This is a genomic window from Alcanivorax sp. HI0083, from assembly GCF_001635175.1.
Genome location: NZ_LWFX01000141.1, coordinates 1 through 800, shown reverse-complemented (window position 1 = coordinate 800; position 800 = coordinate 1). Strand labels below are relative to the sequence as shown.

1 protein-coding gene is annotated in these 800 nt (G+C 60.5%); it reads right to left on the bottom strand.

Features of this window, described 5'->3' with window-relative positions:
* On the bottom strand, positions 1 to 800 hold an 800-nt coding region (locus A3754_RS26955; protein WP_197468363.1), incomplete at both ends, for a GEVED domain-containing protein.

The following is an 800-nucleotide window of genomic DNA, read 5'->3' as shown; positions in this document are numbered from 1 at the left end:
TCCCGATAGAGCGTATCCGTCCAGGCAGGGGCAGCGGGCACGGTGTCGGGCGCCCCGAAAGTGAAATCCACCGTTCCGGCGGTGCGCGCGGTAAAACGGTGGTCGTAGAACAGGCTGTTGCCCGCATCCACCACCCCCTGACGATCCGGTTCAAGAACCGGCAGGCCCACATCACCAAACAGGATGTCACTCCATACGGTGCCGCTGGGCGGCACCGATAATGTTATGGTGTCGTCATCGCCAGCACCGACGGCAAGGTTTGCACCACCGGAGCCTGCACTTTCACTGATGGACTGATAGCCGTTGGGAGTCTGGACCAGCAAGCAAGCAGCCTTCCCCACGTCCGCTAACGGCGGGGTCAACGCCCAGGCCCCATCGCCATCCGTGGTCGTCTCAGCCAGCACCGTATCCGTTTGCTCGCAAACACCATTGCCATCAGCATCGTGGTAGAGCCGCACCGACAAATTGGCCAGGCCCGGCTCGTCGGCCCCCTTACTGCCATCGTGAGCGATAGCACCACTGCCGTTATCCTCAAACACCCAACCGGAAAGAGTACCTGCCGTATTGGCCGAGGCCACGGTGACCTTGTAATCCTCAACCTCGCCATCGAATACCACCTGCCCACCGGCAGCCACATCCGGAGTGCTGGACAGACGGAAGCGGGCATAGGTATCACCGATAAAGGCTCCCGGTGGCACAAACACACTCAGATCGATGGCTCCGTTAGCCGCGTTACTGTCCTGGGCATCGTTGTCGCGCACATTCAACGCCACCTGTTCACTGGCATCGTCAAAATCGTT